We start from the raw sequence: 21460 nt of genomic DNA on the forward strand, positions 1-21460 counted from the left end.
AGTGCCAGAAGGAGCAAGCTGTCAAAATGACCACTTGACAGACAAAACAGTGCCAGAAGGAGCAAGCTGTCAAAATGACCACTTGACAGACAAAACAGTGCCAGAAGGAGCAAGCTGTCAAAATGACCACTTGACAGACAAAACAGTGCCAGAAGGAGCAAGCTGTCAAAATGACCACTTGACAGACAAAACAGTGCCAGAAGGAGCAAGCTGTCAAAATGGCAGCTTGACAGACAAAACAGCACGAGAGTTGGGAGAACGGTTCAAAGCTTCCCCCCGAACGATTTACCGGGATGCCAAGTTTACTCGAGCTGTGGATGCTCTCAGTTCTATTGGAGGAGACGAAGTGAAGTGGAAGATTCTTAACCGCTCTGCTGGACTGACCAAAAAAGAAGTTATTGCCTTAGCCGCTGAGGTTAAGAGCCGCCCAACTAAAGTTGCCAAAACTTTACAGGGGCGATCGCTTGCCGTCAAGTCAGAAGATAAACCGCCTCTGGCTCACCACCTAACGCTCAAAATTGGTTCCTTAGTAGAAGTGTATGCGCCAGATCGCGAAGATGTTAACGGCAGGTTAGGGCGCATTTCCTCAGTCGGGGAGAAAACCGCCACTGTGTGGATGCGACACATCCCCACCGTTACTATGCACTTGTACACCTTCAAACACTCGGCTCTTACTGCTGTACCGCTCGAAAATCAACCAGGACTTCAAGAAATTTGCGATCGCACTGACCGACTTCACCAATTAGGAAATCTAGATCCGTTTGAAGTCGAAATTCTGAACTTGTTAGAAAGAACAACGGCTCTTACTACTACCGAATTGCAGTATTTAGAACAAATTGAGAACAGACACAAGCTTGATTGAGTGCCTCACAACTATTCTCTCTTTTGAGAACAGCAATAACTTCGGAAATTTTAGTTGATTCACTTGATACTTCAAACACAGATTCAATCAATTTTTGTTGAGCTGCTAATTGTCGCAATGAATAACAAGCGATCGCTCGCACTCGCTCGGGAGACTTGCTAGCATTTTTAGCAGCAAACGGCCCCCAGGAAGCACTCAGCACAATCTTAATCTGTTCCGATATTGGGTATGTTTGACTCAAACAGTAATCCCAAACCATCTTATCGAATGGGTCGTCTAGTGCAACTAAAACACCCGAGATTGGCGACTGCACTTGCTTCTGATTTTTGTCCGGTAACGGCTGATTGTTCAAATTTGCAATCATAAATTTCTCCTGTTAAGCTAACTTATTTACATCCCATTCTCGATTTTAGTATTTGTCATCAAGGAACAAACTTTCGTTCTTGAGGAGAGCGAATCCACAAAGTACAAAAACCTTTTTGTGCAGGTTTACCCTCTACTGTCAGCGTCACCCCCAATCGATTTATCTCAGTTTCACACAATTTTTTGCCACCTTTCTCGCTCAACAAAGCTTGATTCCAGCTCATAAATTGGCGAGCATATTTCCCTTCATTGCTTGTTGCCCACTGAATTGTATCCGCGTTCAGGCGAGCAAACTGACCCTCTTTGCTCAGCCCCCATTCGAGCGCTACGGCTTGTTCTAAAGTGAGCTGACGCGGCCCTTTTGGGTCGAGTTCTGGCGGTGGAATGAACCGGGGCACCGCTAACCCGATAAACGCGCCGATAGCCATTGCCCCTAACACTACCCCGCTCCCAAAAATCACCGACCAAATATCGTGAGCAACTTTCTCTAAAGCTGCTTGTCGCACTAGAGTGTAAACTGAGTTGGAAATGTGGCGATGTTGCACCTTAACAGCCGCTTTTCCCTGCCGTTCTAAAAACTCTCTGCTTTCTTTTTCCCAATTTTCAGTAAGCTGGCGAACTTGTTCCAATTCTTGAGAGATGACAGCTTGAGAATCTTTCAAATCACCTTGCCATTTAGATTGCCAATTCTTGAAAAACTGGTCAATTTCTTGCGGTTTTTTTTCTAACAGTAGTTCGAGTTGACCTGTAGCCAGCAATACGATAAAAAGCGGGTCATTTTTATTGAGACCGTATCGGTAGGCTGTCTGAATGACGTGAGAGCGAAATTTGGAGTCTTTGCTCTTGAGTACCTGGCTGATTAGTGACTCAGTATCTCTCTCGTACATGGGAGGGGCAGATAAAGGATCTCGGTTCAGAGCTTCTCTTTCCCTAGAATCATCGTCTATGAGTTCCCAAAACTCCTCTTCATTTAGCTTACTCCCATCTGATTTCAACTTTTCTTCTACTGCATCTTCTGGGAATGTATCTGGATAATTAGCCAAACTTTGCGAATTTTCAGCGAATTGTAGGGAATTATTTTTGGTATTATTAAGTCTGCCCTGTCCCCTTGGCGTTTCCAATATCTCGCCAAACTCTTGAGAGTCAACGGAGGAAAGTTCTTCTAAAAGTCGATCGGACATTCAGCCTCCTACTTAATCAAAATCCCAATCTTTATGCTGTCCAGACTCGCGCAGTATCTAGTCTGAACTCACATATTTTGTCCGTCCAATAAAGTTGACAACCTGTTCCTAAATTTGTGGTTTATTCTCTGGTGGCATTTCCTCATCTTTTTTTCGTTCATAGGGAGCGATAACTTCTTTTTTATGGCGATTGGGCGCGTTGTTAAACAAACCTACATCTTCTATCAGACGGAAACAGTCTTCCAGAAAAGTATGCAATCGCTGTTGACTAATCAAGAAGAATTCAGAGTGTTTCATTGCTTGAGAAAAGGACAATCTCTTCGTATCAATAAACTTGCGCTCTCTTGCACTCAGAGCCGGCAAATCTACGACAGGAATTCGGTAATTATTAATGAGCTTGTTCATTTCCTTATGGCTTTGTACGTGCGACCAATCTTTGCAAACTCCAAAATTGCGGACAAAAATGTGATTTAGCTGACCTTCAAAGTAGTTGAAAGAGTCAATAAACATTTCAATGCTGTCCGTCGTGCCACCGCAAATAAACCACTTGCATACATCAACTCCTGACTGCTCTTTAAAATCAGGAGAGGTTAAATTAGCTTCGTCAATCCATTTGTTGATAATGCTGTAAACCCGAGCGGGTAAATTGACAATCACAGGAGTTTCTACTGCTGTTTCAAAAATAATATCGATATCGAAAAACTTCTCTTCATCTTCAACTAAAGCTACGATTTTTGCATTGTGTTCAGGATAGCGCTGCTGCACGTCAGGATTTTGAAAATCACCATCAATTAACGTGTACAGCAGTTCATACTTCTGATTGAATTCAACCAGAATCCGAGTTAGCATCGACTTGCCAACGCCACCTTTCTCGCCGTCAACCAAGTGAATCATGTTAGTCATTTCATTCCTCCTTGCTGGATGTCTATTTAAGACTTAATAATTTTTAACTAAAGCTAGGCCCGACCATTGCTGGATCGAAACCAGCTAAGTTAAATGCGCTGTTTTCAAACTCAACTTCTCCCGAAAATTCCTCTGGTTCTTTTTCTTCGGGCAAACTTGCGGGATTTGAACTCTCAAGGGCCGTTAATTCCGTAGCAATAGATGCACCTGAATTCGATAAGTGAGGGAAAGTAGCTAAAGGAATTAAACCCGAAGAAATACCAGGGGCAATTGCTCCTAACTCGGTACAGTTAAATCCCGCATCTCGGCAAACTTCATCTATCTGCCTGAGCAAAAAATTAATGCTTTCTCGCCTCAAATACTCTAAGTCTGGGCTAGAATGACTACCGCTATTGCGTAAAGCTGCTAACAGCCACCGCGCTTTGATCAGAGGTAAAATCGTTTCTTTGAAGCTAAAAAAAGGATGATTTTGTAGGTAAGACAGCAAGATAGCGTCTTCGGAATCTGGCAAAACTTGACAGCGCCAGCAAAATTCCTTGTAACGTTTTCTAGGCATAATTCCTCACCTTCTTTCCAGCACTTCGGTAGGGTCCTCCCAATAAGAGAGCTGCATCTAAGTTTGCTTCTGATTCCTCTAATGAAGGTTCTGTATTGGACGACGACTCATCACTCAATTTATTAGAATCATCTAAGCAGCTATGTTTGATACTTGAATCAGCCTTTTGTTGAGCGAAAATTTCAGTGTTTTGTTCAGTAATATCTTCAGTCTTTTGTTCAGTGGGTTCCTCAATTTTTTGTTCAGCGGGTTCCTCAATTTTTTGTTCAGTAATATCTTCAGTCTTTTGTTCAGTAGATTCCTCAAATTTTTGTTCAGTAGATCGCTCCGATTTAGCGTGAGTAAATTGCTCAAGTTTTAATTTAGTAGGTGGCTCGGATTTGGGGTGAGTAGGTTGTTCAGATTTTGGCTTGGTAGATTGTTCAGATTTTGGCGTTGTAGATTGTTCAGCACATTCTTTTACACTCTGTATATCAGTCGTAGGGACTGGAGCATCTCCTGAACTGGAAGTTGTATCTTCTGCCCTCTGAGAAGTTGCCGCAACAGACCTTTGCCTCAGTACCTCAAACTGAGATTTGAAGTAAGAAAATAGTCCGTAAACATCAGCGATGCGGCAACCTAAACCATCAGGGTCGAGCGTTTTTGGCACTGTTATACCTGCGTGCCAAGATAGCGAATAATGAGAAAACTGATTTCGCAGTTCTGGCTTCATATATTCAGAAGTCCCCCCGCAAAATACAATTTCATCTAAATCGGGCTGCAGCACTTCATTAATCCAATGAGATAGCATTCGAGCGTAGTCGAAGCGAGACAGCTTGACTGCTTCAATCAATTGGTCAACTTCTCGATCTTTAGCTGTTTCCTCTCGATTCCGAGCAATTCGGTAAAAGTAAGGGCGGTTGTAGCTTACGCCCGCTTGAGCGATTGATAAAGCCAAACGGGAAGCATCGTAGTTAGAGGTTCGCTCTTGAACTAGATCCACCAACCTTACCATTCCTAAGTCTGAAGTTTTGCCCTTACCGACAGCACCGCGTGCCGAAACTATTACCGAAGCATTGCGAAATCCTACCATAACAAAGGCAGTTACCCGCTGCTTGAAGGCTGAACCTAAATTACTGTTGTGGATCAAAGCAATGCCGCCACCTTCTTGCAAAGCTTGGGTTTTGTCCAGGGTGACGGATAGCTTGCCGGTGGGTGTTTCAAATGAAGCAGAGTATTGACTTAATAGCTCAAAAAATTGCTTGGAGTCATTAAACTCGCCTGGGGGCAAGAAAACGGAGATCGCAGCGCTAAATTGATTGCCTAAATCTAACTTCCGCGACACTACCCACAAAGCTGCTAGAGCTTTGTACAAAGCGCTACTGTACTTCAGTCCCGCCAAACCGATGTGAGCATTGAATTGCGCTGCTGCCAGGTAGCCAACGGCTCGGCATTCATTACCAATTGCCACCCAAGCAATATTTTCGGGAGATGCTGATGCGAGGTTGGGTTGTGTGAAACAATTGGCTATGTCTTGGCTCACTGGCCCCACCTGCGATTCCATTACAAAGGAGCTTGCTTTACTGCCTGCTTGCGAGCTTTGGCAGAAAACTCTAGTAGATAAGCCGCCAAAATCTATAGCCAGAATCGCATCTGGTATTGAGGATTTTTTCTTCATAAACGCTGGCTTTTATTACGTTATAAAATAATAGTATTGGCTTTAGTTTAAGTCTGACCTCACCAAATCCGGTGGTTTTAGATAGTTAAAATAGCCCCCTCCAAATGGCGGGTACAGACGGGGCCACTTCCTTATTTAAAGTTTTATAAAAATAACGTCTTACTAATAGCTAATAATTGATAAAATTAATAACTAAAATAACTCAAACAAAATGGCTAACGCAATGGGTCTAAATTACAATTAGAACAATTGCGACACATGCCCAGAAAGAAGACACAATTACCCGCATCTCAAGAGTCACATCGAGTGAATCTACGGCTAATACGCCCAATACGTCCTTATTGGATGTTATTTGCGCTCAATTACTAGCAACCTCAGAGCAGGGAATAGAAGCACTGACCGCCCTCAAAGCTCAACTAAAAGCACAATACGACACCCCCGAAACTCCTGAAACTGACTCAATTGTGCAGCAAGCATGGCAACACATGAACCCAGACCAACGTACTCTAATTTCCAGTCGCTGTTAGGCTCACCGAGGGCGCACTAAGTCATTGCATTTACTCACTGTAGAACTGGAGGACTTGGATGAACTAATCGACAACATCGAAGGTGAAGAAATCACAGCCGAATTAGAAGTAGCGGTGCAACAACTCTTAGAACAACGGGGTAGTACCTACGAGCAATGGCTTTCCAAAGTTGATAACTACTGCGCTGTCATTACCAACCGCCATGCCCTGAGCAAACAGCGGAAATCTGAAGCAGAACGCCTGAATAAACTCGCAGCTACCGACAGAAAACGAGTGGATTGGATGAAAGCGCAGCTCAAAAAGTGTCTCGAATCTCAGAATGTCAAAAAACTAAGTCTGCACCGCTTTCAGTTAACTATTAGCAGCAATGGCGGAGTTTTGCCCCTCAAACTCACTTGTGAAGTAAATCAACTTCCTCCCCAGTTTCAACGCATTGAAGTATCGCCCGATAATTCAGCCATCCGACCAGCCTTGGAAGCGGGAGATATTGAAGCTCAGAAAGTTGCACAATTCGGATAACGCGACACTCATTTGAGCGTTCTATAGATTGCCATTAAGCAGGAAATAATCACTTTTCACAAAGGACTATTTCCTGCTTAATGTTAACCTCAAAACAAAACTAATTTTAATGAGATAGCTGTCGCTAGTGTAGAAAAAATAGTAAGTTAGAGGTACACAATGCACTGCTGTTTAGGGTTAGATTGTACTCAAATGGGTTGAGATGAAGGCCGAGAGTGCATCAACGAAGAAAGTTGCTACCGTTACACAGAAGCTTGGAATTTGTACGAAATAGTGCTACTCAAAGGATTCCCAGGTGCGGTGTATCTTTGCTGGCATAGCAAGGATAATGCGAACACCGAATGGACTGATGAAAAGTGGGGGTTCAAGCACCTCAACAACTGCGATTGATTGCTGCACAGCAGCGCATCATTGAATGCCTTTGCAGAATGGCAACACACCTATTACAAACTAAGCTCTAGAAACAACACCAAGTACGTTCGGAGTGAGTTATTTGATGAGTTTGAAGCGTTGAGAAAGCAGGTAGACCCAGACTACGGGAAAAACCAAGAAAGCAGCGCTCTCATCCTATTTGAATAACAGAACACATAAAAATGACCAGAAACATTCACACATTCCTCAGAACGGCTTGCTTCGTGAGATGCCGTCACCCTTCCCATCACGAACGAGGATACACCTTAAAGCATCATAAACTTGAGGGCATCCTTCAAGTTTGGTTCAACTCTTTTGAGCTGTTGGATGAGGCAGAAAAAGTTTTGAGAACAGAAGGGCTTGAACTAAAGATAACTTTGGCTTATCAATCTAACGGCTGTTTTCTTTCGCTCGATTGTTAGATAACTACTACACTCTTGGATTAATGGAGTCATAAAATATGCAGATTTTCTCATTGAGAAAGTACAATCCCATGTCTCATTCCAATCGGATGGTATCGCGCTATGAGTATCCCTACTGCTATCACGACAATGTGTATAACTTCAAAAAAATGATTTATCCTATCAACCCGTTTGATGATGGGGTATGGATTGAAGCTAATCGGGTTCCGCCTGAAGTGTTCGTGCAGTCTATTAAAGTAGAGTTTATTCTGAGAGATGCGAAAAATCCTTGGCTGAATGCCATCAAAAATGATTCATCAGAAATGATGGTTCGTGTTGATGCCCAATGGATTCAAACATTTAAAACACCCCGATATCTGGGAGGGAACTCAAATGAAATAACAACAAAATAAAGAGCAATTCGTTGTTGAGCATTGACTGAAACAACGGTAGATATTGAATACACGAAAGGGCAAAAAACCAGCGTTTCCATACCCTTTTCCTTGAACAAGGAGGAATCATGTTAGGAACACACTTCATCGAATTACCCGTAGCGATGCCACCCATGTTACCGGGGATGGTGGGAGTCAACAACACTCAATACTTTGCTTTTTATTACCAAGGAAGCAAAGCCACATGGAGTAATGGCAGAGCAATGGCTACATTTAGCTACTACGCCGTGTATGCGCCACTGATAGAACACATAACTCTCGCAATCCACTTAGAATCTTACAACTTAGGCTCTGATGATGAATTGCCCGAACACGCAATTTTATGCGACACTGTTCGCCATAAAATGTATGTCGGCGCGTACAAAGAAATTGATTATTTCCTGTTACAGCAGCATCCCCATGAGCCGTCCCAGTTGACCGCCCAAGAGTTTGAAGAAGCCGTGAAAGCGGTGGAAAGTATGACCTTAGAGCAAATGCAGCGTTTGGGAATGTTCGAGATATTCGGCAACACCAATCCCCAAGCGCGCCTCGCAACCGCAGAATTGGTGCAGTGGCTAGACCAACAAATCACCGAAGAATTGATACAGCAATATATCCAATTAGCTAATCGGGGTAATTGGACAGCGGTGAGGGCATTAGACACCCTCAAGCGTAGAATCTCGGAAACTAGGAAATACCACCAGCAATTAGAGAGCAACTAAATTATCTATGCCGGAGAAGTCTCGATATTACAGCCCCGGCATGGGTACAAAACACCCATAGTGTAGCAAACGCGGAGTTAGCCAATGAAGCGATTGACTTGGAGGGATAAAGCAATTTATCAAAAAAATGGGTTTAAAACCCCGTCCTTATAGGACGGCTTTGCAAGTAAAAGTATAAGCCTTAAGCCCTCTTTGTTGAAGAAATGTAAAAGATACAAACACGCAAGGACTTCACTGTATACTAACAGTAGCCCAAAAAAAGGAGGAGTTGAACTTGTTAACAAACTATGTCTACAAGTTGCGACCAAATCAAACACAAAAATTAAAAATGTCCAATTGGGTAGATATGCTGCGAAGCCACTTCAACTGGTGTCTTAATGACAGAATCACTCAATATAGTCAACAATTCATTCAAGGTAACTATTGCGACATTAGAACGCAAGGTGAAGCCTGTCCCTTGACCAGTTGTGTCAGTAAAAACGGTGCCACTGGAGAACCTTGGAAAATAGGTAAAACAGACAAAGAGGGGAAAGTTAAAAACCCTCGACGCAACCCAGGCGACATTCAAATTACCGCATTGCCAGAATTAAAAGCAGCTAGGCCCTGGTTTGCCGGGATAGACTCGACAGTTTTACAGCAAAACGTCAAACGACTGGACACTGCCTATAAGAATTTTTTCGACGGGCGTGGCTTTCCTAAATTCAAAAACCGCAGCAACTTTACTTCCTTCACATTCGTGATGGGAGTAAAAATACAAGGCAGTAAAATCTACTTATACCAATTCACTATGAAGGTACACTAAATTTATGCTAAAAGTAGAGGATATCCAATATGGCCAACAAATTTAAGGTAGAAATCCAGGAAACGGTTGAGGAACTAGAGCATCGACTCGAACGGGCTATAACCGCAGTAAGTAAAGAAAAATTACTGCTATTATACTGGATTGCCACCAAAAAAATCAAAACAAGAGAAGAATTAGCCACGATGCTGAAGCGAGACTCTTCAACAATATATCGTTGGTTAAGAGCTTACAAACAAGGTGGAATTACCTCATTGCTCACAGTTAAAAAAGCTCCCGGGAAGACTCCACATATACCACCGTCCGTCAGAGAAAAATTAATCAAAAAACTGCAAGAACCACAGGGAGAAACAAGTTAGGGCAAATTACAGCTCTGGCTCGAAAAAGAATGCGGAATTAAAGTGAGCTATAAAGTGGTACATGACCTAGTTCATTATAAATTGAAAGCTGACCTGAAAGTCCCAAGACGCCAAAGTAACAAAGCGAACGAAGAGGTGCAGGCAAGCTTCAAAAAAAAACTATGTGAGCTCATCAAAGTAATGATTAAATATTTCGGAAAATCCAAGCCTGTAAGGATATGGTGTCAGGACGAGAGTAGATTTGGATTGATTACTATGCCCGGCAGAATGATTACATTAAAGGGGGTAAAACCCATTGGCCAAAAGCAATGGAGACGAGGAAACTTCTATGTTTATGGAGTTGTAGAGCCATCAACAGGTGAACAATATTATCAAGAATTTTCTCAGCTCAATTACAACTGCTTTCAAGAGTTTTTAAATGGATTTGCCCAAAAATACTCAGACTATTTCAATCTAATTATAATGGATAATGGTAGCTTTCATAAAGCTCTATTATTAGACTGGCATGACCATGTAATGCCAATATATTTACCTGCCTATAGTCCGGAATTGAATCCGATTGAAAGATTGTGGTCACATACAAAAAAAGACCTCAAGTGGGAAAATTATTCGAGTTTAGATAAACTCAAAGACCAGGTAGATATAATTATCAAATCTCTCACGAATGAAGAAGTTTTATCTCTCTGTGGTTGGGACTATATCCTTGAAGCTATATTAAGTGCAGCTTCATAGTGAATTGGTATTACCAAAGTTAGGTTGGATGCGTTTTTACAACTCGCGCCCAATTCCCAACGGATTTACCGTTAAAGCGTGTACGGTAAGGAAGCGACAAAATGGCTGGTATGTCTCCGTTCGCATTGAGGACAAGTCTGTCCCCGATTACACGACAAAACCTCTTAAGGATGTTGTCAAAGTAATTGGCTGCGATATGGGACTTACAAAATTAGTTCATCTGTCAGATGGAACTCAAATTGAAAATCCCAAGTTTTCAACCACAAAAAAAGCTAAGCGCACTCTAAAAATTAGGCAGAGACGAGTTAGCCGAAAAGCCAAGAGTAGCAAAAACCCCAAGAAAGCAGCTAAGAAACTAGGACTTTTCCACCAGAAGATTAGCGATAAGCGTCAAGCTTACCACTGGAAGGTTGCCAATAAAATAGTTTTCCGTAACGTTGACGCGATTGCTCTGGAGGACTTGAATATTTCGGGAATGATGCGTCGATGTCGAGTGAAGGTTGACGAAAAAACAGGTAGATTCCTGAAAAATGGGCAATCAAGAAAGAAAGGTTTAAACCGTTCTATCTCTGACGCAGGTTGGGCCGACTTAATTTTGAAGATCGAGTATCTGGCTGCAAAGCAAGGAAAGGTCGTAATCAAAATTAATCCCAAACACTCCAGCCAAGAATGTCGGAACTGCGGTCATATCGACAAGTCTAATCGAGATGGCGAAAAGTTCATTTGCGCTGAATGCGGATATCACGAGCACGCCGATATCGGTGCAGCAAAAACTATTCGTGATCGGGCTTTGAAATTGGTACGCGGGGACTCCGCGAAACCGGGCGTTCGCGCCTAAACGCCCAGAAGATATCCTCACGCTCAATTGAGTAAACGTGAGGAGTCTGGGAACTCTAGAAATAGGGAAATTGAGGTAGAAATTCCTCAAGAATCCTCGCGCCTTCAGGCGCCCGGAGTGTCAATCAGTAATTTTCTCGATGCTTGGCAGCTTTTTAACAGTAACGAAGACCTTTAATTCTGGGTGTCACCTCGTTCGAGGCGTTTTGACTGCCTCAACAGCTCAGGTGTCGAGTTTATCCTTAGCCTTGTTTGCCCTAAGCCGATCGTTTACCAAGCGTTTGTTGCTCTGTTCGGTATACGCTGCAAACCCGAGTACCCAAAGCATCCGGTGCAATTCCGCAGGTTTCCAACCCTCATCCTTAGCTAATTCTTGCATTTGCTCTAAAAGCGGAGCAGGCACGGAAAAATCTATGCGTACCATTTTAGGAGCATCACTGTCGGGCATTTTCAATATTTCCACAATTCCTATACTGCTTATCCTACAAGGATTTAGGGGTTCCTAAGTCCTTAAGGATTCTCCCTCCTGCCCAATATTCCACTCTGAGGGAATACACAGGGACTCAGAAGGGGTACAATGTGGAAATTCATCCAAAACCAAACCCCGCCCCCTCTGACTCGCAATCTTCTGGGGCGGGGTTCGGCACTCACAATGGAGATTTCCTCTATGTTCGCAGATTACGGGCAGCCATCGCAACCCGCCCGACCAAGCTTTGTAGAAATACCCAATCCCCGCGTCACCACCACAATCGGGCGCATGGAAGTGACCGACGTTCGCCCTGAAACCGTCACCGGTCGCCTACTGGATGACCAAGATAATTTGCTACAGGAAGACGGACAGCCTGTTTACATCTGCGTTCGGAAACATGAGATTTTGTGTCCTACCGAACGAGCCAACGTAATGAGTTGGTGGGAACTGAGGGAACAAGCGCTGACTCCGTACACAGCACTCCGAAAATATTCAATCGAATCCTTAATCAACCGATTGGACGGGCTCAACTTGGATGAACTCTACGCTTTACGAACCTTGGTTTGTTTGGAGAGCGACCCGTTCCAAGCGTACTCCGGCACTGTCAACAGCGACTTATCCCACTTGCAGCTTTGGTTTCCCACAGTGCGAGTTCTTGATCGTGTCGAACAAAACCAACTAGCAAGCGCACTGGGAAAAGCGAATAGCAAGCGACTCCAACGCACCGACAGCACCTACACCGGGCGACGGGAGGAACGATTAATTCTTGAGTTGATAGAAGATGGCATCTAAAAATTCTCTTTTAGTCACGTTAGTGGGTTGAGTTTTTTTTGATGCGCCACTTGTCCAACCTAGAACTAATCACGCCACGCAGAATATTTGGAACATCTTCCACGCGACTAATCCCCTAGAACGAGTAGGAGGCTCAAATGATGACAACAAACTTTGATATTGGGCTGGCAAGGACACCAAGTTTCAGACCACAATTCGTTTATTCGCAAAATCTGGATTTTGTGCCTAGTCCAGACGATACTTTACCGTCGATTATTCCTGGTGCCAACAGTTTGCCAGCTCAATCTGATGGCTGTGAGCGGGTAAGGGTAATGGTTTTTAGATCGAGCTACGGGGCTACTTACACGATTCGCTGGCTTTACAAGCTACAGTTCGCTCATATCAGCGAGTGGAGTTTCCTTATGCCGGCTCCAAGTGAGGGTGAATTTATGAGCATTGTTACTAAGCGAATCCCACTGAGTCCAACTAACTAATTGACATAGAACTTGGTAACAACTTGGTAACAACTTCTTCGGCGGCGCTGGCGATAGTTTCATCTGTATCAAAAGCGATCGTCAGTTTCTTCCATGACACCAGTGAGGAATGACTATGACCAACGGCAACGGGCCTAACGGTGACACGCCTAACGGTGACACGCCCCAACCCGATCCAATACAAAAGTTAACGGAATACGTCGAATCTGTGGAAATTTCTCTGGAAATCCAGGAAGATAAAACAGACGTTATTGAAGATCAGGTGGCAAATCTTACCGAGCAGCTAACCGAGTTAAAACAAGAAATAAAAGAGATCTATGGAGATGAAGAGGACTGGGAACGTATGTCAAAGACTTGACGGACTTATCGCAGGCCGTCAGGCTAAAAACCGATTGCAACGGAAAAAGCTGGAGCGAACCCAGCGCTTGCGAGATGAAGCTGCCTTGGATAGACCTTTTAGAAAGTCTCCCCTGCTAGACTTCGTTGATGATTTGGTACACCGTCCCCCGAATCAGGAACAGATGCGCCAGCTTAAGGAATTGCTCTTAGAAGAACAGAAGGCGATCGCTCAACTGATTGCCCTAATTGACCAACACCTCGATTGATGTACTTCCCTAATTGAAGCCGAGGTGATTCTTCAAAGATGTTATGAGGCGGTCAATAGACACGCCTCTTCATCTTTTTTAGGGCGGGAACATGAAAGTTATCAAAACTTTTAAACCAAAACCTACAGTGTGTTAATACTTTTAACTTATTATTAATTTCTTGCAACCAACTGAAAATATGGCAGCTCAAAAGTTAACTAAAAAGAAGCGATTTTGAAGGTGACAGGTAAGAACGCCAAACCTTTGTACGGCATGGTATTAGAAGCAGTTATAAAAAAATAGAGCCGAACGAAGAGTAACGGTGAAGCGGGATTAGTTGTTTCAAGTCGCAGGCCGTGACGCTTATTTGATAAAATAATTAGATTGTCGTTTAGTTTTGCAGCGGGCGACACATCCCCCAATCTGGGGGTTTTTTCTTGCGATTTCACTTGCTTTGTGAGCTGGTTCGGTGGGTTTTTAAAGGCTACAAATCGAGTTATATTTGTAATGTGCTGTTTTGATATTGGGCTATCAAATATGGAACTAGCCAAATACAGTTGGTGGGGTGAATCCAACGAGCCACCAGAACATCTCAAAACTAAAAACCAGTTGGGTGAATTGGGACTCTCGCCTCTGAAACCTTCAGGCGTTATCCCAACCCGAAAATACGACGTGTTCCTCTACGATATCCACAATCCCGAATCCTGCCGTCCTAAAAGAAAGCCGTCTCCCAAACAATTGGAAACCCTAGCTGCCAACCGCCTTAAAGCTCAAATCAAGCGGGATTATCAAGAGTGGTATCGAGAAGTTGGTTTTATCGAAAGAGATAGGGTAAGAGCAGTGAAGTGGGCAAGAGAACAATTAACCCACAACGATTGGGTGATTCTGGATACCGAAACAACAGGATTGTACGATGCTGAAATTGTAGAGATAGCAATTATCGATCGCACTGAAGAAACCTTGCTCGATACCCTCATCAAACCTTCAATTCCCATCCGCGCAGAAGTAACAGACATTCACGGGATAACAGATGTAATGGTAGCCGATGCTCCTACTTTCCCCGAAGTCTATTCCACGGATGCAGCCCTGAAAGATAAGCGAGTGTTAATCTACAATTCTGCTTTCGATATCAAGATTTTAAATCACTGCTGTCAGTTGCACAATTTGCCAAGTCTAAGGTTGAGAAAGCGCTCCGACTGTTTGATGGAATGGGCAGCACAATGGAAGGGAGATTGGAGTTATTATCACTCATATTATCGGTATGTTCCCCTCAATGGAAACCACCGAGCATTGGGAGATTGCACGGCTGCTCTCAAATTAATAAAGCGGATGGCAGCAGATTCGGATCGAATCAATTGTCCCGTGCCGATTCCCCAGAAGAAGCGATGAGCTCCCAATCAATACCATCATCGGGGAACAAGGATAACTGCCCCGGCGATACGTTTGACTGACCCCTATTGTGGTACGAAAGATGACACGCGGTACACAAAGCGATTAAGTTTTCGAGACGGTTGTCCTCTGGTATCCGATTGCGATGGTGTACCGTCAAAGTTAAAGCACAACGCTCGGATTTAGTTAAGCCGCTTGGTTTACCGGGTCTAAGGCATTGTTGATGGCACTTAGCGCAGCGCCAAAGAGCGTTTTCCTTGACTGATAGCGCAATCTCAGACCAATTATCGGGATATCTTTTGGGTTTTGCCACACCTTAAATCTCCATCAATAGGGCGAGATATTTTGTTGCCATTACTTAGAATACCGCCTCATCCGGGCATAAAAGCGATCGCGCAACGGCTGATTTACTTGTCCGACACAATCAAGGTAGAGGAAGCCGATCGCCCAAATTCTTCGGGAGCGTATTGTAAATGAGCTTCCGCACCCGGCCAGAGATAGGTTCCGGGGGTGACAGAACGGACGAGGTAGTGGAGGCTGTAGGCTCCGGGTTCGAGGCGATCGCTATAGGTGACAACGCGATCGCGATACATCGTTTTATACCCAATTTGCCAGCTATCACCTTGAGCTTCTACCGCCTTTGTAGAAGTTTGGAAACTGTTATCAATTGCCTCTAAACCAGCAGGTAGCTGGTCAGTAATTACCACATGATCTACAGGATGATCTGCGATAATTTTCAAACCGATATCAAACACTTGTCCAACTCCCAAAGTCAGCGGTTGAGGAATAGAAAGTTGCTGTTTTCCTAACACTTTGTCTTCCCCAGCAGGTCGGATTTCTCGCAATACTCGCAACCCATTTAAACGTCCCGGTTGATTACCCTGCAAACGATAACCATAATTGACGAGATAGTGCAGCGTACCTTGACCAGATTTTTGAATAATTAAATCACCATTTCGCGGCAACTGATCTGTTGCTATAGTGATAAACTGACTGGGATTGCGGTAGCCGTCAAACTGAATCGAATCTAACTGTTTACCAGCCAGTTTTACAGTAGCACTAAACTTAGGCGGTGTCGGCTGAGTCTTGCTGTAGTCAGCTAAAGCTGCGAGTGCTTCTGCGTTGTCATAAGTGCTTTGCCAAGTGCCATGTCGCCGCAGATTTAGGAGACTTTGCAATAAGCGATCGATATCTTCTGCCTTGCTTTTTTGAGCGATAAATAGTCGCAAGGCTTGAGATTGAATAGCGGTAGGAGATGCTATCCAGCTTACATTTTGAGGCAGATTAACCCTAGCTGTACGACCAGTGATATAGATAGTTTTTTGCAACTCATTTGCCAGAGACTTAGACTCATCTTGCCAGTCTTTGAACTGCGATAGATAACGCGCTAGCTCAATTTGAGTGACTAGATTATATTCACTCCGCTGCTGATAGATATCTGCGAGAAAATCCTTGCGTTTTTCGCCTAATTCTGCTAAGGCAATCAGAGATGATAACCTTACCTGATTCTTGCAAATTTGCTTTTGACAAAACTCATATTGTCCGGGGTCAGCAAGAGTTTTCTTCAAGTAGTCTGTCAGGCGAGACAGCATCCCAGCATTGACTGTATTAGGAAAAGCCTTAGATGCAGATGCGATCGCATTCGCTGCATAGGGAGCCACAAACGGGTCAGATTGTTCTTGTCCGGGATAGGAAGCAAAACCGCCATCGGGACGCTGAAGTTTTTGCAGTCGTTCAAGTGCCCTCGCAGCTTCTTTACTAGGATTAAAACCTTTCAAACTCTGAGCGTATTGTTGAGCAAGAGTTGGCAAATTGGCTGCAATTAATAACTGACTAGCCGCAGGTTCCAAAAATGGTAATTGTTCATCCTGCAAAACCTGTTTGGCCGGTGCCACAATTTCCGGTATCAATGTACTAGCTAGAGAAATCTCCAAACCGCCGACATCAGACACAACATTTTTATCAATCTTCAGCGGAATTTTTACCTGATTTGCAGTTGTTCCCGTTTCTACAACGTTTTCTGTAACTTCTAAAGGTTTTACCTCTAAAGGCACTTCAAACGCATCCACGTTGCCATTTAATTGTGTAGCAAATTGAACTTTAGCATCACCAGCACTACCCGCCAAAATGGGAAAACGGTAAGCACGAGTACCCGACTCAGCCTGAGTTTTTAGATTCGCCGTTGCTGGATTATTGCCTTCAAATTTTACGGCACCGGCTACTTGACCGTTAATTGTCAGATTGCCTTTTTGCTGAGTATTGTTAGTCACAGATAAGCCAGCTTTAATGCGATCGCCTGGACGCGCAAACTGCGGTAAAATCGGATGAGAAATCAGCGATTTAGTGGTAATAAATGTCGCCTCTCCCTTGCCGAAATCTAAATTGCCGTCAGTAGCAACAGCCATCACTCGCCAAGTTGTCAAATCATCAGGGAGTTTGAATTTCACACTCGCTTTCCCATGAGCATCTGTAATAACAGAACCATTGTAATAAGCCAAAGCTTGAAAATCTTTGCGGACGCGAGTATTTGCTGCACCTGTTGAAAAGCCACCGCCATAACCCCAACCTTTTGCCAGTGGAGAGGTCATATTTTCTAATACTACATTCGGTCGATTATCACTGAAACGGGTAGAAATAGATTGCTCCGCATAGACAGTTTTCACCAAATCTGGCGGGCGATATCCAGTTAGTTGCAGCACGGCTTCATTGACAACCATAACTGTAAATTGTCCCTTGATTGGCTTCCCCTGATTGTCTTGCAATTGCAGTTGTACCGTTTCCTCTGCACCGGGTTGTAGTTCTGTTTGCTGGGGAATGACTTGGACTTTCAAATATTTAGCATCTAAACTGGTTTGAAAAGGAGCAAAGCCAATTTTTACCAGTTGTTCTAAACTTCCAGGTTCCAACTCTTTTAAACTCTTGCCTTGACGGACTAGCACAGCTTCTACCGCTGCATTGGGCAACATTTCTGGCGTTACTTGAAACTGGATTTGAGGAGCACCACCCTTAACTTTAGTGACAGTTTGGTAGAGAGTTTTATCGCGGACAACTGCAAAGTATAACTCTGCTTCTGGATAAGGCGATTGAATTAAAGCTGTTGCCGTTTCACCTGGTTGATAGTTTTTCTTATCGAGTTTGACTTCCAGGCGATTATTATCGTATCTGTTACCCCAGCTTACGAGGTTTTCGCCTGTTGCCCAAATCTGCAAATCAGTGGCAGTTACTTCATTACTGCCATCAGCAAAATTAGCCCGAATGCGGTAAGAACCAGATTCAGGAGGATTGAGGGATACTGTTTGAGGATTGCTGCCAGATTGTACCTCTGTTTTTGCTACTGTTTTGTATTCGATTTGATTGCGAGGATTGCGACTACCTTCGACTACTTGCGTGACGCTGCTGTAATTTATTTTTTGCAGTTCAACGCGGACTTTTTGACCTTCTAGTAGTTTTCCTGTAGGATCGGTAACAATGATTTGAATGGGTAAAGGTTTACCTGCATCGCCAACAAAATTAGTCTGTAAACCAATTAATCGCTGGCTGGGTAGGGCAGTAAATGTTTTAGAATCGGATACAGACAGATTTGAAACATCGGAAACTTCAATATCTACCCGATAATTCATCGGATAGGGCAAATCTTTGCCGACTGTAAATGTTTGATTGCCTTTACCACTAGCATCTAAGACGGCATTTTGGTGCAGCACATCGGTGGGAACATTCGGGCTTTCTTCTGGCCAAAACCACTGCCGCCCAAAGGCAAATTCTTCCCAACCTTTGGGGGTAAATTCTGCTTGGCGGCGAGTGACATAGTATTTGGCTTTTCCACCTTCCACTGGCGAACCAAACAGATAATTACTTTGGGCATTTGCCTCAATTTTATCGTCAATCAGTGCAAATGCTTTATCAAGGTTTAAATCTACCTTGAAATTGGGTGGTTTGAATTCAGCAATCCGAAATTGACCCGAAATTTCCGCTCCGCTTGTCCCTTTAGCTAGAATGGAATAATAGCCTAAAGGTTGATTGCTTTCGATGGGCAATTCTAGGGAAAATGTGCCGAATTTATTAGTGGTCTGAGTTCCTAAATCAGTTGTAGTGCCGCTTGGAGTTTGCAGCTTAACTGTATAGCTAGCATTTTTATCCTGCTTGATAACTCCATTTTGGAGATAGTAGGCATTTCCCGTAAACCAAGCTTTTTCCCCTGGTTGATAAAGTTGTCTGTCTGAGAAGATTGTACCGCGTGATTGTGGCTTATTACTGTTCCAAGTATCTCCCTCAATGCCGTAGCCATAAGCACCGCTATATTCTTCTGTTCTGGCAAATGCCCAGTCTTTATTTTCGCGGGCAATCACTAATAATTTTGGTGCTTTTTCAAAGCCGCCTGCTTGAGATTGAATACACTTCTCTAAATTCTCACGGCTTAGCATTAATGCACCGTTATTGTCAGTTTTACCAGTTGCACAAGGAGTAGGTTTAGGGCGAGATTTTGCCTCTAATTGGGATTCATAAATCTCGACTGATGCTGCTACTGGGGAACCGTCATCAAGATGATGTACTCGAATCAAACCTGACTCTGGGAACCACTGGGCAAATACTCCCAAATTAGTTAACTGGACTAAGCCGTAATTGGCAGGTTCCCGCCATTGCTGTTTACCCTTTTCATCTGAGTAAAGATTCGTGCGTGCTTGAACTCCATAGGCCAGCATTCCTGTTGCCGAACCCAGTTTTTCTCGCAAGGGAACTGTTATATCATTTGTCTGATTTTTCTTGCCTGAAACTCGAAAAGTTGGCCACTCAGAAGGATTGGAAAGTAAATCATTTTCCCCCCCTCTGGGATATGCGTCAGCATTATAAACTAAATCAGTGGGTTGAACGACTTTATAAGCTGCTTTGTACTGGGATTCTGGCAAATTTACTGTGGAAATATTCAGTTGTAAGTCTTTACCTGCTGGAAAAATATTTAACCCTGTCGGTGTCGAAATTTCGCCAGAAACATCGCCTGTTTCATACAGCAATGTGACGGGTTTACCCAAAGTTTGACCGAATTTATCTTTGAGGTTAGCACCAATAGTAATAGTATATTGTTTGGCTGGTTCTAAACTCCAAGGGTTGAGACTAACCAACGATTCATTGTCATAAGCTTGAACAAGTGTAGGAGATTTTTTAGGTTGGGGATTAACGGTGATATTTTCCTGCGCTGAATCGGCGATAATACCGTTATTAAATTGTAACTGACCGCTGCCTTTCACGAACCGCCCATAAGCACCGCCAGCATCGGGTTGTCCAAAAAAGTTAATAGCTTTAAATGCCAAGGGCGAATAAGTTTCTACCTGACTGACGAATGGTGTTTCGCTGGGGAGATTGCCGTGAAGTGGTAGCAAGCCAGAGTCAAATTGTAGGCGGTACTGAGTGGCTTTTTCTAGTGTTTGTTGGGGAAGTATGGTATAATTAAAAGCGCGAACAGATGGAGCGAAGTTTTCTTCTGGAGTTTGCCGATTTTCTGATTTTGCCTCTGCTTTTTCTAACTCTACTTTAAGTGGCACAGTTTTTGTCTGTCCCTCTGGCATTAGTTTCAAATGCTCTTGCACTGAAGCTAAATCTAATTCTACATTTGATGTGAATTTCAGGGTGGGCTTTAACTCAATGGGTTGGAATTCTGAATTCTCTGGCTTAGAAGTTGGTAAATTTGACAGTTGGATGGGTTCTGTGTTAAATGTCCAAGCTAAGTCTTTGTCGAGGCGGTGATTTTTTAAATCGGTTAAACCTGCTTTGATGGCGATTTGAATGCGAGTAGCTTTGGGTAATGCTTGTTCGGGTTGAAATCCCACCATGCGCGGGGTTAAAAAACGAAATTTACCGGGGATAGTAGGTTGAATTTCAAATAGTTTTAGTTGACTTTGCTGTTCGGAACTATCAAGGCTTGCAACTGGAATTAATGCTTCTTTAAACCGAATCCGAATTTGGTTGAGAGGTTCAGCTTTTCCAGTAGGACTAATTTCTTCAATCCAGTCTACCAGTTGCGGATAAGTTAGGGAAGCAACTGAGGGAAGTGCCTCAATTTTTGAGGATTTATTAGCGACTCCACAGGTAGTTATTGCCAGTACGAGCGTGAAGACAAGTACCGCACCAATCCATTTTTTTAATTTCATAATAACGTCTCACTAAAGCGAGGGGCATGGTCAGCACAGCTTGCAAGATTACTCTTACAAGCTCAGTCTATGAGAGGACTGAGTTACTGACAAGTGATATCTCTTTTACGGATACTTGATCTACAGTTGACGCGCTCGAATTTCCAGATAAATTTATTAATTTTTTAACTCAACCACAGCCAGGAGGATATAGCCTTTCTCACAAAGATGAGGTAGACGAGATTCTCTGAATATCGGGACTTTCAAGCCTTATTACATTAGTCCTGGACGCAATTGTCACAATTGGTAAGGTGCGTCAGTTCCCGAAACTCTGAATCATCGTTCAAAAAATGCACAGCCACACACCCTAC

At 43.5% G+C, this 21460-nt stretch carries 18 protein-coding genes and 2 pseudogenes; 13 read left to right on the forward strand and 7 right to left on the reverse strand.

Translation table 11 applies throughout. The features are described 5' to 3' along the window. Positions 1–862, forward strand: a pseudogene (locus QUB63_RS17465) (hypothetical protein); the annotation flags it as partial. Here the strand turns inward: QUB63_RS17465 and QUB63_RS17470 are convergent. The 5 genes from QUB63_RS17470 to QUB63_RS17490 all read right to left on the reverse strand — a co-directional run bounded on the left by QUB63_RS17470 (position 810) and on the right by QUB63_RS17490 (position 5387). Then, complete coding sequence (locus tag QUB63_RS17470) at positions 810–1226, reverse strand: hypothetical protein (protein WP_332946533.1); 417 nt, start codon at positions 1224–1226, stop codon at positions 810–812. The pseudogene QUB63_RS17465 and the gene QUB63_RS17470 overlap by 53 nt on opposite strands. 58 nt (positions 1227–1284) lie before the next feature. Continuing rightward, entirely contained in the window at positions 1285–2406 is a 1122-nt protein-coding gene (locus QUB63_RS17475; RefSeq protein WP_332946534.1) for a DUF6753 family protein, read from the reverse strand. A gap of 108 nt (positions 2407–2514) precedes the next feature. Beyond that, positions 2515–3309, reverse strand: coding sequence for a mobilization protein MobD-like protein (locus QUB63_RS17480; RefSeq protein ID WP_332946535.1), 795 nt, complete (start codon positions 3307–3309; stop codon positions 2515–2517). Between the two features lie 43 nt (positions 3310–3352). Beyond that, positions 3353–3865, reverse strand: a complete 513-nt coding sequence (locus QUB63_RS17485; RefSeq protein ID WP_332946536.1) for a hypothetical protein — start codon at positions 3863–3865, stop codon at positions 3353–3355. Next, positions 3858–5387 carry a hypothetical protein gene (locus tag QUB63_RS17490; RefSeq protein WP_332946537.1) on the reverse strand — a complete coding sequence of 510 codons (1530 nt, stop codon included), beginning with the start codon at positions 5385–5387 and terminating at the stop codon, positions 3858–3860. The genes QUB63_RS17485 and QUB63_RS17490 overlap by 8 nt, the downstream gene beginning before the upstream one ends. 476 nt (positions 5388–5863) lie before the next feature. On the opposite strand from QUB63_RS17490, the gene QUB63_RS17495 reads away from it, so the two are divergent. The 8 genes and pseudogenes from QUB63_RS17495 (at position 5864) to QUB63_RS17530 (ending at position 11261) form a co-directional block, all read left to right on the forward strand. After that, entirely contained in the window at positions 5864–6049 is a 186-nt protein-coding gene (locus QUB63_RS17495) for a hypothetical protein (RefSeq protein WP_332946538.1), read from the forward strand. A gap of 54 nt (positions 6050–6103) precedes the next feature. Beyond that, positions 6104–6568, forward strand: a complete 465-nt coding sequence (locus QUB63_RS17500) for a siphovirus Gp157 family protein (RefSeq protein ID WP_332946539.1) — start codon at positions 6104–6106, stop codon at positions 6566–6568. A 904-nt stretch (positions 6569–7472) separates the two neighbouring features. After that, positions 7473–7793: a hypothetical protein gene (locus QUB63_RS17505; RefSeq protein WP_015179762.1), complete on the forward strand. Its 321-nt coding sequence runs from the start codon at positions 7473–7475 to the stop codon at positions 7791–7793. A 107-nt stretch (positions 7794–7900) separates the two neighbouring features. After that, positions 7901–8533 carry a hypothetical protein gene (locus QUB63_RS17510; protein WP_332946540.1) on the forward strand — a complete coding sequence of 211 codons (633 nt, stop codon included), beginning with the start codon at positions 7901–7903 and terminating at the stop codon, positions 8531–8533. A 274-nt stretch (positions 8534–8807) separates the two neighbouring features. Beyond that, a complete protein-coding gene (locus QUB63_RS17515; protein ID WP_332946541.1) occupies positions 8808–9335 on the forward strand; it encodes a helix-turn-helix domain-containing protein in 528 nt (175 codons plus the stop codon). A 29-nt stretch (positions 9336–9364) separates the two neighbouring features. Further along, a complete protein-coding gene (locus QUB63_RS17520; RefSeq protein WP_332946542.1) occupies positions 9365–9691 on the forward strand; it encodes a helix-turn-helix domain-containing protein in 327 nt (108 codons plus the stop codon). A 15-nt stretch (positions 9692–9706) separates the two neighbouring features. Beyond that, positions 9707–10423 (forward strand): annotated as a pseudogene (locus QUB63_RS17525) (IS630 family transposase); the annotation flags it as partial. Beyond that, positions 10410–11261, forward strand: a complete 852-nt coding sequence (locus QUB63_RS17530) for an RNA-guided endonuclease InsQ/TnpB family protein (protein ID WP_332946543.1) — start codon at positions 10410–10412, stop codon at positions 11259–11261. The pseudogene QUB63_RS17525 and the gene QUB63_RS17530, both read left to right, overlap by 14 nt. A gap of 222 nt (positions 11262–11483) precedes the next feature. Here the strand turns inward: QUB63_RS17530 and QUB63_RS17535 are convergent, their stop codons facing one another. Next, on the reverse strand, positions 11484–11708 hold the full coding sequence (locus tag QUB63_RS17535) for a hypothetical protein (protein WP_332946544.1): 225 nt from the start codon (positions 11706–11708) through the stop codon (positions 11484–11486). 219 nt (positions 11709–11927) lie between these two features. On the opposite strand from QUB63_RS17535, the gene QUB63_RS17540 reads away from it, so the two are divergent. The 4 genes from QUB63_RS17540 to QUB63_RS17555 all read left to right on the forward strand — a co-directional run bounded on the left by QUB63_RS17540 (position 11928) and on the right by QUB63_RS17555 (position 14967). Continuing rightward, positions 11928–12521 carry a hypothetical protein gene (locus QUB63_RS17540; protein ID WP_332946545.1) on the forward strand — a complete coding sequence of 198 codons (594 nt, stop codon included), beginning with the start codon at positions 11928–11930 and terminating at the stop codon, positions 12519–12521. 588 nt (positions 12522–13109) lie between these two features. Beyond that, positions 13110–13352: a hypothetical protein gene (locus tag QUB63_RS17545; RefSeq protein WP_332946546.1), complete on the forward strand. Its 243-nt coding sequence runs from the start codon at positions 13110–13112 to the stop codon at positions 13350–13352. Positions 13353–13386: 34 nt separating this feature from the next. Beyond that, on the forward strand, positions 13387–13599 hold the full coding sequence (locus tag QUB63_RS17550; protein WP_332946547.1) for a hypothetical protein: 213 nt from the start codon (positions 13387–13389) through the stop codon (positions 13597–13599). Positions 13600–14115: 516 nt separating this feature from the next. Then, positions 14116–14967: a 3'-5' exonuclease gene (locus QUB63_RS17555; RefSeq protein ID WP_332946548.1), complete on the forward strand. Its 852-nt coding sequence runs from the start codon at positions 14116–14118 to the stop codon at positions 14965–14967. 407 nt (positions 14968–15374) lie between these two features. Here the strand turns inward: QUB63_RS17555 and QUB63_RS17560 are convergent, their stop codons facing one another. Then, on the reverse strand, positions 15375–21110 hold the full coding sequence (locus tag QUB63_RS17560; protein ID WP_332946550.1) for an alpha-2-macroglobulin family protein: 5736 nt from the start codon (positions 21108–21110) through the stop codon (positions 15375–15377). Positions 21111–21460: the final 350 nt, after the last annotated feature.

Source organism: Microcoleus sp. ARI1-B5 (genome assembly GCF_036705795.1).
Lineage (GTDB): Bacteria > Cyanobacteriota > Cyanobacteriia > Cyanobacteriales > Microcoleaceae > Microcoleus.

Coding starts and splice junctions, on each gene's coding strand:
- QUB63_RS17470 (WP_332946533.1), bottom strand. CDS start 1,226: ATGATTGCAAATTTGAACAATCAGCCGTTACCGGACAAAAATCAGAAG.
- QUB63_RS17475 (WP_332946534.1), bottom strand. CDS start 2,406: ATGTCCGATCGACTTTTAGAAGAACTTTCCTCCGTTGACTCTCAAGAG.
- QUB63_RS17480 (WP_332946535.1), bottom strand. CDS start 3,309: ATGACTAACATGATTCACTTGGTTGACGGCGAGAAAGGTGGCGTTGGC.
- QUB63_RS17485 (WP_332946536.1), bottom strand. CDS start 3,865: ATGCCTAGAAAACGTTACAAGGAATTTTGCTGGCGCTGTCAAGTTTTG.
- QUB63_RS17505 (WP_015179762.1), top strand. CDS start 7,473: ATGTCTCATTCCAATCGGATGGTATCGCGCTATGAGTATCCCTACTGC.
- QUB63_RS17510 (WP_332946540.1), top strand. CDS start 7,901: ATGTTAGGAACACACTTCATCGAATTACCCGTAGCGATGCCACCCATG.
- QUB63_RS17520 (WP_332946542.1), top strand. CDS start 9,365: ATGGCCAACAAATTTAAGGTAGAAATCCAGGAAACGGTTGAGGAACTA.
- QUB63_RS17535 (WP_332946544.1), bottom strand. CDS start 11,708: ATGCCCGACAGTGATGCTCCTAAAATGGTACGCATAGATTTTTCCGTG.
- QUB63_RS17540 (WP_332946545.1), top strand. CDS start 11,928: ATGTTCGCAGATTACGGGCAGCCATCGCAACCCGCCCGACCAAGCTTT.
- QUB63_RS17545 (WP_332946546.1), top strand. CDS start 13,110: ATGACCAACGGCAACGGGCCTAACGGTGACACGCCTAACGGTGACACG.
- QUB63_RS17555 (WP_332946548.1), top strand. CDS start 14,116: ATGGAACTAGCCAAATACAGTTGGTGGGGTGAATCCAACGAGCCACCA.
- QUB63_RS17560 (WP_332946550.1), bottom strand. CDS start 21,110: ATGAAATTAAAAAAATGGATTGGTGCGGTACTTGTCTTCACGCTCGTA.